General features: G+C 68.7%; 11 protein-coding genes. 7 read left to right on the forward strand and 4 right to left on the reverse strand.

Going from position 1 to position 9308, the window contains the following annotated elements; all coding sequences use genetic code 11:
- The first annotated feature begins 217 nt into the window (after window positions 1–217).
- Window positions 218–505: a helix-turn-helix domain-containing protein gene (locus tag JWQ05_RS17755; protein WP_299661162.1), complete on the forward strand. Its 288-nt coding sequence runs from the start codon at window positions 218–220 to the stop codon at window positions 503–505.
- Here the strand turns inward: JWQ05_RS17755 and JWQ05_RS17760 are convergent.
- Genes JWQ05_RS17760 through fumC form a run of 3 tightly spaced genes read right to left on the reverse strand, consistent with a single transcriptional unit; the run spans window position 497 to window position 2384 of the window.
- Window positions 497–754, reverse strand: a complete 258-nt coding sequence (locus JWQ05_RS17760; protein ID WP_299661191.1) for a ribbon-helix-helix domain-containing protein — start codon at window positions 752–754, stop codon at window positions 497–499. The genes JWQ05_RS17755 and JWQ05_RS17760 overlap by 9 nt on opposite strands.
- Before the next feature lie 11 nt (window positions 755–765).
- Window positions 766–957 (reverse strand): DUF4169 family protein, encoded by a 192-nt coding sequence (locus tag JWQ05_RS17765; RefSeq protein ID WP_299661165.1) that lies wholly within the window; start codon window positions 955–957, stop codon window positions 766–768.
- Window positions 958–971: 14 nt separating this feature from the next.
- Entirely contained in the window at window positions 972–2384 is a 1413-nt protein-coding gene (gene fumC, locus JWQ05_RS17770) for a class II fumarate hydratase (RefSeq protein WP_299661167.1), read from the reverse strand.
- Between the two features lie 200 nt (window positions 2385–2584).
- Here fumC and JWQ05_RS17775 point away from each other — a divergent pair, with 200 nt between their 5' ends.
- Complete coding sequence (locus JWQ05_RS17775; protein WP_299661170.1) at window positions 2585–3982, forward strand: cytochrome P450; 1398 nt, start codon at window positions 2585–2587, stop codon at window positions 3980–3982.
- A gap of 47 nt (window positions 3983–4029) precedes the next feature.
- Here the strand turns inward: JWQ05_RS17775 and JWQ05_RS17780 are convergent, their stop codons facing one another.
- Complete coding sequence (locus JWQ05_RS17780; protein WP_299661173.1) at window positions 4030–4692, reverse strand: ClpXP protease specificity-enhancing factor SspB; 663 nt, start codon at window positions 4690–4692, stop codon at window positions 4030–4032.
- A gap of 435 nt (window positions 4693–5127) precedes the next feature.
- Here JWQ05_RS17780 and JWQ05_RS17785 point away from each other — a divergent pair, with 435 nt between their 5' ends.
- The 5 genes from JWQ05_RS17785 to JWQ05_RS17805 all read left to right on the forward strand — a co-directional run.
- A complete protein-coding gene (locus JWQ05_RS17785; RefSeq protein ID WP_299661176.1) occupies window positions 5128–5967 on the forward strand; it encodes a CPBP family intramembrane glutamic endopeptidase in 840 nt (279 codons plus the stop codon).
- A gap of 127 nt (window positions 5968–6094) precedes the next feature.
- Window positions 6095–6889 carry a thymidylate synthase gene (locus JWQ05_RS17790; RefSeq protein ID WP_299661179.1) on the forward strand — a complete coding sequence of 265 codons (795 nt, stop codon included), beginning with the start codon at window positions 6095–6097 and terminating at the stop codon, window positions 6887–6889.
- On the forward strand, window positions 6889–7398 hold the full coding sequence (locus tag JWQ05_RS17795; protein ID WP_299661182.1) for a dihydrofolate reductase: 510 nt from the start codon (window positions 6889–6891) through the stop codon (window positions 7396–7398). The genes JWQ05_RS17790 and JWQ05_RS17795 overlap by 1 nt, the downstream gene beginning before the upstream one ends.
- Before the next feature lie 248 nt (window positions 7399–7646).
- A complete protein-coding gene (hflK, locus tag JWQ05_RS17800) occupies window positions 7647–8819 on the forward strand; it encodes an FtsH protease activity modulator HflK (RefSeq protein ID WP_299661185.1) in 1173 nt (390 codons plus the stop codon).
- Window positions 8816–9308 (forward strand): SPFH domain-containing protein (locus JWQ05_RS17805; RefSeq protein WP_299661188.1); only part of this gene is annotated, 493 nt, incomplete at its 3' end. The genes hflK and JWQ05_RS17805, both read left to right, overlap by 4 nt.

Raw genomic sequence — 9308 nt, forward strand, 5'->3', positions numbered from 1 at the left:
TTTGATCGGGCCGGCGCACGAGGTCGGCGGCGCCCTCGTCGGCTCCGCAGGTGAGGTGAGGCCCTTTCGCGCGCTGTTCGAGAGTGCCCGTGCCTGTGATTGGGCCGGCGAGGCGCTCTCCGATATCTCGGGCTTCGCCGCCCGTCGCGACGACCGGCCCCTCGACGGACGCATCGCGCAGATCATCGCGAGGCTGGGATCGTCTCAGGACGCGTGCATGACGGCCAGACGCCTCGCCGCATCGGCGGATCTCTCGACCTCTCGGATGCAGCACCTGTTCAGCGAAGCCGTGGGCGTGCCGTTCCGGCGCTATCGGGCCTGGGCGCGGATGCGTCGCGCCATCGACGCTGTGGTACAAGGCGCGAATTTGACGCGTGCCGCGCACGAAGCCGGCTTCGCGGATCAGGCGCACTTCGCCAACGCCTTCCGCAAGACGTTCGGCGCACCGGCGTCGTACAGCCTGTCGAAGATCCGGCGACCGACGACGTCGATCCGTTCAGGCTGACGACCGGACCTCGGCCAGCACGAACACCCGGATCGCCGACGAGAGGTTCTGGCCCTCTCGCCCGGCATCGATGGTGCCGATAAGAGTCTGGACCGACTGGCCGCGCGCCGCCGCGATCGCGCGCAAGGCCTCCCAGAACGGTTCTTCCAGGGAGACGCTGGTGCGGTGACCGGCGATCATGACCGAGCGCTTGGTGACGCCCCAACTCTTCGCCGGCGCCCCCTCCGGCTTTGAGACGGGAGGGGGCAACACCGCCTCGCTCACGTTTCCGAATCCGGCCCCACGAGCTTGTGGCCCTCGTGGCGCGAGACCTCGATGGCCTTCTTGGCCTCCGCCAGGGTCCGGGCCTTCTTCGGACGGCCGAAGGCGATGCGGTTGTCCGCCGCCTTGGCCTCCTGCTCCACCCGCACCCTCGCCTTGCGGGCCTGGCGCAGGTTGATGATCTCCGCCATGGCGCTTCGGCTCCTTAGTCGGCGCTGGGGGCCAGCATGGTCTCGGGGCGCACCACGCGCTCGAATTCCTCGGCCGTGACATAGCCGAGGCGCAGGGCCTCTTCCTTCAGGGTGGTGCCGTTCTTGTGCGCTGTCTTGGCGATTTCGGCGGCCTTGTCGTAGCCGATCGAAGGGGCGAGCGCCGTCACCAGCATGAGCGAGCGGCTCATGAGGTCGGCGATCTTGTCCTCGTTGGCCTTGATGCCGACCACGCAATTGTCGGTGAAGCTGACGGCGCAATCCGCCAGAAGGCGGATCGATTGCAGCACCGCGTTGGCGATCACCGGCTTGAACACGTTCAGCTCGAAATTGCCCTGGCTGCCCGCGAGACTGACCGTGGTGCCGTTGCCGATGACCTGCGCGCAGACCATGGTCATGGCCTCGCACTGGGTGGGATTGACCTTGCCCGGCATGATCGAGGAGCCCGGCTCGTTCTCCGGCAGCGAGAGTTCGCCGAGGCCTGAGCGCGGGCCGGACCCGAGGAAGCGGATGTCCTGGGCGATCTTGAACAGGCCGGAGGCCAGCGCCGTCAGCGCGCCTTGCGTGAACACCAGGGCGTCGTGGGTGGCCAGCGCCTCGAACTTGTTGGCGGCCGAGGTGAAAGGCAGGCCGGTGAGTTCCGCGACCTTGGCGGCGAACTTTTCGGCGAATTCCGGATGGGCGTTGAGGCCGGTGCCCACCGCCGTACCCCCCTGGGCCAGCGCCAGCACGCCCGGCAGCGTCGTCTTCACCCGCTCGGTGCCCAGCGCCACCTGGGCCACGTAGCCCGAGAATTCCTGGCCGAGGGACACGGGCGTCGCGTCCTGCAGGTGGGTGCGGCCGATCTTGACGATGCCTGAGAACGCGTCCGACTTCGCCTGAAGCGCGTCGTGCAGGTGCTTGAGGGCGGGCAGCAGCCGGTCGTGGATCTCGCGCGAGACCGCGATGTGCATTGCCGTCGGGAACACGTCGTTGGAGGATTGGCCCCGGTTGACGTGGTCGTTGGGGTGCACCGGCGACTTGCCGCCACGCTTGCCACCGAGCAATTCGTTGGCGAGGCTCGCGATCACCTCGTTGGCGTTCATGTTCGACTGGGTGCCCGAGCCCGTCTGCCAGACGACGAGGGGGAATTCCTGATCGTGCTCGCCCGAGACCACTTCGGCGGCGGACGCGGCCACCGCCTGCGCCACTTTCGGGTCGAGGGCGCCGAGATCCTGGTTCACTAGGGCGGCGGCCTGCTTGACCATGCCGAGCGCGTGGACGAGGGGCGCGGGCATCCGCTCGGTGCCGATCTTGAAGTTCTGAATCGAGCGCTGCGTCTGCGCGCCCCAGTAGCGATGCGCCGGAACCTCGATCGGGCCGAAGGTGTCGGACTCGGTGCGGGTGGCGGGCGTCTCGGTGGGCGACATCGTGGCCTCTTCGTCTGGCTGCAGCGCACCCTACTTAGACTGCAGGAATCCAAACCGCGATGGCGCTTGTCCCGAGGGTCGTGTCCCCGGCGCCGAATTGTCATGGGCTGCCGGTCTTGGCCTGCGAGCCTCGACATACGAGTCTCGGCCTACGGGTCTTGGCCCGGCGCCCCGTCGCGGAGCCCCAGGAGTTGTTGCCGATGTCGAGTGCGTCAGCCCTCGTTGACCCGAATGCGCCGGCCCGCTTCCGGCCGGCGGTGCCCAAGCCCCTGCGCGAACAGCCGGGGCTGTTCGGCTTCCTGAGGGCGGCGCGCGCCAACCCGCTCACGACGTGGCTCGACGTGCATTTCGAAAAGCCGGTGGTGGCGGCGGACGGGGCGCTGGGCCGCGTCACCGTCGTGAGCGACCCGAGCCTGATCCGTTACCTCTACGTCGAGAACGCCGCCAATTACCGCAAGGACGACCTCCAGCGCCGCGTTCTGGCACCGGGCCTCGGCAATGGCCTCCTCACCGCCGAGGGGGACGAGTGGAAGCTGCAGCGCCGGACGCTGGCGCCGATCTTCTCGGCTCGGCACGTGCTCGGGTTCGCCGCGCCCATGAACGCCGCCGGCGCCCGCATGGCCCGGCGTCTGGCGCGCCGCGAGGGCGCCAGCATCGACGTCGCCCTGGAAATGACCCGCGTCACCCTCGACGTGCTGGAGCGGACGATCTTCACGCAGGGCCTTGCCAGCGACCCGGACGCGCTGGGGCGCGCGATCACCCGCTTCCTCGAATCGGTCGGTCCGATCGACCCCCTCGACGTCTTCGGCGTGCCGGGCTTCGTGCCGCGCATCGGCCGGCTGCGAGCGCGGCCGGCACTCCGATTCTTCGCCGAGGTGGTGGACGAACTGATCGCGCGCCGCCGCAGCCTGATCGCGAAGGACGCGGCGCCGGCCGACCTCCTCACGCTGCTCCTGAAGGCGCAGGACCCGGAGACGGGCCAGGGCCTCACGGACCTCGAGGTGAAGGCCAACATCGTCACCTTCATCGCCGCCGGGCACGAGACGACGGCCAACGCCCTGACCTGGGCCCTCTACTGCCTGTCGCAGGATTCGGACGCACGCATGCGGGTGGAGGCGGAGGTCGATGCTGTGGAGCCCGGCGCGGATTTCGACGCCGACGCGCTGCCCTTCACCAAGGCGGTGATGGAGGAGACGATGCGGCTCTTCCCGCCAGTCCCGTTCATGAGCCGTCAGGCCATCGCGGAGGATCGCATCGGCCGGATCAAGATCCCGAAGGGCTCGCTGGTGATGGTGGCGCCCTGGGTGCTTCACCGCCACAGGACCCTGTGGCAGGAGCCCGACGCCTTCATGCCCGAGCGGTTTTTGCCGGAGAACCGCGCCGCGATCCCGCGCTTCGCCTATCTGCCGTTCGGGGCCGGGCCGCGCGTCTGCATCGGCCAGAGCTTCTCGCTGCAGGAGGCGGTGGTGGTGCTGGCGCATGTGACGCGCGCGGCGCGCTTCACGCTCGCCGACGACCATGCGCCCGTGATGCCGCTGCACCGGGTCACGCTCCGCCCGGAGAACGGACTGCGCATGACGGTCAGCCCGCGCGGCTGACGCTCGGGGGCGGGCGACGCTTCGGTATGGGCGACTGGCGCTGGCGGTCAGCTCTTCTTGCGGAAGGCGTCGAGGCTGACGACCTCGGCGCTGGCCTCCTGGCCGCCCTCGGTTTTCTTCGCGGCAGGGGCCTTGGCCTCTGACCCATCCTCCGACTTCGCGGCCTGGGCCGCATTCGGAGCGGGCTGCGCCCCCGGCATCAGCTTGGGAACCGGGGCGTTGCCGATGGTGGCGAGCCCCGTGCCCTTGGGCTTCAATTCGGTGGGCTCCGAGCCGGCTCCGCGCGGCGCGGTCTTGCCGCCGGTCGTCGCGCCCTCGTCCTCGGATTCTTCGCTCGCAGCTTCCTCCGACCCTTCGCTGAGGTCGAACTTCAGGCCGAACTGGACGGAGGGGTCGAAGAAGCCCGTCAGCGCATCGAAGGGCACGAGCAGCCGCTCCGGGACACCGGAGAAGGACAGGCCGACCTCGAAGGTGTGCTCGGTCACGCCGAGGTCCCAGAACTGGTGCTGGAGGACGATCGTCATGTCCTGCGGGTACTTCTCGCGCAGCCGCTGCGACATGCGCACGCCCGGCGCCTCGGTACGGAAGGACACGTAGAAGTGATGTTCACCCGCGAGCCCTTCGCGGGCCGCGTCGGTCAGCACCTTGCGCACGACGCCGCGCAGGGCGTCCTGCACCAGGAGATCGTAGCGGATCAGATCGTCTGCCATCTGCGGTCGCTTATGCCCGGTCCCTGCCCGCCGTCGCGCGCCGTGATGGCGCCCCGGGTCGGATGAAAATCGACTGGATGCGGCCGGTGCCCGGTGCGTCCAGAATTGCGCCTGCGTGGCCCGAGGCCGGCAGGCATGCGGTGTTCGCCCCCTGCCTTGCGCGACCGACGTTCCGGATTCAAGCCGAAATCGCGGGCCGGCAACCGTAAGGACCCCTGCCGGAGCTTCCGCCAAAAGCCGAGGCCTGTCGAGCCTCGAACCCTTGCGTCCAAAAGCCCGTGGTTGGGAGCCTTGCCGCAGGCTACCGTCCCCACGCCAATGCGGCATGTCCGTGCAAGGTTCAGCACGCGATTCTGCCGTTCTTCACGAGCGCCGGCCAACGGCGGCAGCATAGAGGGAGCGTCGTCGCCTTTGAAGCCCGATCATGGTGCGCCCATGCCCGTCGATCGGGCGTTCGCGCCGGATGCTTCTCCTGTTCGGACGACACGCGGCCCGCGCCGGCTGCGTGACGGCCTGCGCAGGTTCGTCTCGGTCGCCGGCCTCGCCTTCTCGGCTGCCTTCGCGCTCGCCTTCGCCAGTCTGCTCGCGCTGGCCATCGTCCGGTTCGGTGCCGACTGGCTCGATGGCACCGCCCTCTGGAATGGCGACCGTCCGCGCCTCCATCCGCGCCAGATCGCCATGCGGGAACTCGCCCTCGATGTGATCCGCCAGATCCTTCTGGCGGGCCTGGTCATCGCCACCGTGCGCTGGCAGGACGGATCGGCGTGGCGTCGGACCCTCGCCCTGGCGCCGGCTTCGTCCGGTTCGGGCGATGCCGCCCGGCCGGGCCTCCCACCCAGTCGCCTCGCCGTGATCCTGTTGGTCTGGCCGCTGATCCACCTGACCTGGGTGACGGGGAGTGCCGAACTCTTCCATGTCCCCATCGGCCGCCACACCGGCCTCTCGCCCGGCCTGAGCGCGTGGGTCGCCGGAATCTGGCTCGGCTACGTGCTGGTTCTCGCACCGATCGCCGAGGAACTGCTGATGCGGGGCTTGGTCTACGCCCGCGCCCGGACTCTGCTCTCCCCGGTGGGGACGATCGTTTTCACCGCCCTGCTCTTCGCCCTCGCGCACTTCACGCCCGCCGGATTCGGTCGTCCGCTCTCGCTCGTACCCCTCGCGCTGATGCTCGGTTGGCTGCGCTGGCGCAGCGGGCGCCTGTGGCCCTGCATCCTGCTCCACGCCTGGAGCAATCTCGCCACGATCGCCTACGTGCTCTGGCCGTCCGCCGGATGAAGACGGGCCGGCGTCGTCAGCCACATGGTGCCCGATAAGTGGCGCCAGGAACGTGTTGACGTTCGGCGGGCCGACCTCGCCAGTCCTGCCGCTTCGCGCTATGCCCGTGCTCCGCCCCGGAGCCGCGATGCACGCCTATCACCAGCTTCTCGAACGCATTCTTCAGGAAGGCGTCCGCAAGGACGACCGTACCGGCACGGGAACCCTCTCGGTCTTCGGGCACCAGATGCGCTTTGATCTCGGGGAGGGCTTCCCGCTCGTCACCACGAAGCAGCTTCACCTACGCTCGATCATCCACGAGTTGCTCTGGTTCCTCACCGGCGACACCAACGTGCGCGCGCTCCAGGCGAACGGAGTCAGCATCTGGGACGAATGGGCCGATGCCAACGGCGACCTCGGGCCTGTCTATGGCCGGCAATGGCGGTCCTGGGCCCGGCCCGACGGCGGCAGCGTCGACCAGATCGCGTGGATTCTCGACGAGATCCGCCGCAATCCGGATTCGCGCCGGCTCATCGTCTCGGCCTGGAACCCGGCCGATCTCGACCGGATGGCGCTGGCGCCGTGCCACTGCCTGTTCCAGTTCTACGTGGCCGAGGGGCGGCTCTCCTGCCAGCTCTACCAGCGCTCGGCCGATGTCTTCCTCGGCGTGCCGTTCAATATCGCGAGCTACGCGCTCCTCACTGCGATGATCGCGCAGGTGACGGGGTTGGAACCCGGTGACTTCGTCTACACCCTGGGCGACGCGCATCTCTACGTGAACCACCTTGAGCAGGCGCGGCTTCAGCTCACACGCGATCACCGGCCGCTGCCGCGGCTCAGGCTGAACCCGGCCGTGACCTCGCTGTTCGATTTCCGCTTCGAGGATATCGCCGTGGATGGCTACGCGCCCCACCCGGCGATCCGCGCGCCGGTGGCGGTCTGATGGACGCGCCCCGTATCACGATTGTCGTGGCGGTTGCCCGCAACGGCGTCATCGGCCGCGACAACGACCTGATCTGGCGCCTGCGCAGCGATTTGCGCCGCTTCAAGGCCCTGACGATGGGCAAGCCCTTGCTGATGGGCCGCAAGACCTTCGCGTCGATCGGCCGGCCGTTGCCGGGGCGGCACACCATCGTGCTGACGCGGGAGACGGGCTTTGCAGTCCCCGGCGTGGCGGTGGCCCATGATTGGGCGGACGCGATTGCGGCCGCGGACGGTGCGGAGGAGCTGATGGTGGCCGGTGGCGCCGAGATCTACGCGCTCGCACTGCCGCATGCCGAGCGCATCCATCTCACCGAGGTCGATCTGGCGCCGGAGGGCGACACCGTCTTCCCGCTCTTCGACCGCTCGCTCTACCGCGAGACCCAGCGCGAGGCGCATCCGCCCGGCGAGCACGATGCCTGTGGCTTCAGCTTCGTCGATCTGGAGCGCACGGGCACGGCCCTGTCGTAAACCATTGCACCGCGACCCATTGCGCAATGGGTTCCCCTGCGGTTGTCTTTCATCTTGCCGATGCCCAAGTGGCAATCTTGACAGGACTGCGCGCGCCCACGCAGGTGCAGGGGTCCGGTCGGAACGGGATCAACGCTCTAGTCCACGCGGGGGAGACCCGGGCCGCTTCAAGAGCGATGCGGACCGGGACGCGCGGATGGGCTTCAAGCGTGGCGAAGACGCTGCTGGAACGGGAGAGATCGGCGAGCATGCCTTGGAGCAATCAGAGCGGCGGCGGTAGCGGCAACGGGGGAGGGCCCTGGGGCCGAGGCAGCGGCGGCAATGGCGGCGGCGGTGGCCCCTGGGGCGGCGGCGGTGGCGGTGGTGGCAAGACGCCGCCGGACCTGGAGGAACTCCTTCGGCGCAGCCAGGACCGCCTGCGCGGCGTCATGCCTGGCGGGTCCCTCGGCGGTGGGCGCGGTCTGCTGATTGCGGGCGGCCTCGTGGTCGCTGGCTGGCTCTTGACCGGCTTCTACACCGTGGCTCCGCAGCAGGTCGGCATCGAGACGATCTTCGGGCGTTACACCAGCACCACCGGACAGGGCCTGAACTATAACTTCCCGGCACCCATCGGCGCCGTGACCAAGCCGAATGTCGGTCAGGTCAACAGCGTGCAGATCGGCTACCGCGCCGGCTTCGGGACCCAGACCCGCACCGTCGACAAGCCGGAAGAGAGCCTGATGCTCACGGGCGACGAGAACATCGTCGACCTGGACTTCGAGGTGCAGTGGCGCGTCAACCCGCTCAAGGCGTCGGACTACGTCTTCAACCTCGAGAATCCCGAAGGCACCATCAAGGCCATCGCCGAGAGCGCCATGCGCGAGGTGGTGGGCCGGCGCAACATCCAGCCGATCCTGACGAACGAGCAATCGAGCGTCTCGCAGGAGGTGCGTGAGATCACCCAGAAGGCGCTCGACGAGTACGGCGCCGGCGTACGCATCGAGCTCGTGCAGCTCGTCAGCGTGCAGCCGCCGCCGGATGTGCGACCGGCCTTCTTCGACGTGAACGCCGCCCAGCAGGACGCCGAGCGCGCCAAGAACAATGCGCGCACCTACGAGAGCAGCGTCGTGCCCCAGGCACGCGGTAAGGCGCAGCAGATCGTCCAGGCGGCGGAAGCATACAAGACCCAGGCCACCGCCGAAGCGACCGGTCAGGCCGCCCGCTTCAGCCAGGTCTACGATTCCTACAAGGTCGCGCCGGCCATCAGCCGCGAGCGCATCTTCCTCGAAACGATGGAGCGGGTCCTGGGTTCGGTGAACAAGGTCATCATCGACCAGAACGGCGCCGGCGCGAACGTCGGGGCCGGTGCCGCCGGTGTGCTGCCGGTGCTGCCACTGACCGAGTTCGGTCCCCGCAACGCAGCCGGTGGAGCGGCCCGATGAACAACCAAGCTCTTCGCACCGGCCTGATGATCGCCGCCGCCGCCGTGGTGGTCGGCCTCTACGCCTCCGTCTTCACGGTGGGCCAGATGCAGCAGGCCCTCGTCCTGCGCTTCGGCGGCGTCCGCGCCGTCCTCAACCAGACCGGGACCGACAAGCCCGGCCTGTACTTCAAGATCCCGTTCTTCGAGAACGTGGTCCTGTTCGACAAGCGCGTGCTCGACCTCGATCTGCCGGTCCAGACCCTGCTGACCACCGACCGCCAGAACCTCGAGGTGGACGCGTTCGCGCGCTACCGGATCACCGATCCGCTGAAGTTCTACCAGTCGGCCAATAACGTCGCCCGCGCCAACACCCTGTTGGCCAGCTTCACCAATTCGGCCCTGCGCAACCTGCTCGCCCGCTCGACCCGCGACGGGATCGTGCGCACGCAGCGTGCCGAACTGATGAACCAGATCCAGGCCGACGTGAACAAGCAGGCCAAGGAACTCG

It is taken from the genome of Methylobacterium sp., from assembly GCF_028290105.1.
GTDB lineage: Bacteria > Pseudomonadota > Alphaproteobacteria > Rhizobiales > Beijerinckiaceae > Methylobacterium.

Coding starts and splice junctions, on each gene's coding strand:
- JWQ05_RS17780 (WP_299661173.1), bottom strand. CDS start 4,692: ATGGCAGACGATCTGATCCGCTACGATCTCCTGGTGCAGGACGCCCTG.
- JWQ05_RS17790 (WP_299661179.1), top strand. CDS start 6,095: ATGCACGCCTATCACCAGCTTCTCGAACGCATTCTTCAGGAAGGCGTC.
- fumC (WP_299661167.1), bottom strand. CDS start 2,384: ATGTCGCCCACCGAGACGCCCGCCACCCGCACCGAGTCCGACACCTTC.
- JWQ05_RS17775 (WP_299661170.1), top strand. CDS start 2,585: ATGTCGAGTGCGTCAGCCCTCGTTGACCCGAATGCGCCGGCCCGCTTC.
- JWQ05_RS17785 (WP_299661176.1), top strand. CDS start 5,128: ATGCCCGTCGATCGGGCGTTCGCGCCGGATGCTTCTCCTGTTCGGACG.
- JWQ05_RS17765 (WP_299661165.1), bottom strand. CDS start 957: ATGGCGGAGATCATCAACCTGCGCCAGGCCCGCAAGGCGAGGGTGCGG.
- hflK (WP_299661185.1), top strand. CDS start 7,647: ATGCCTTGGAGCAATCAGAGCGGCGGCGGTAGCGGCAACGGGGGAGGG.
- JWQ05_RS17795 (WP_299661182.1), top strand. CDS start 6,889: ATGGACGCGCCCCGTATCACGATTGTCGTGGCGGTTGCCCGCAACGGC.
- JWQ05_RS17755 (WP_299661162.1), top strand. CDS start 218: ATGACGGCCAGACGCCTCGCCGCATCGGCGGATCTCTCGACCTCTCGG.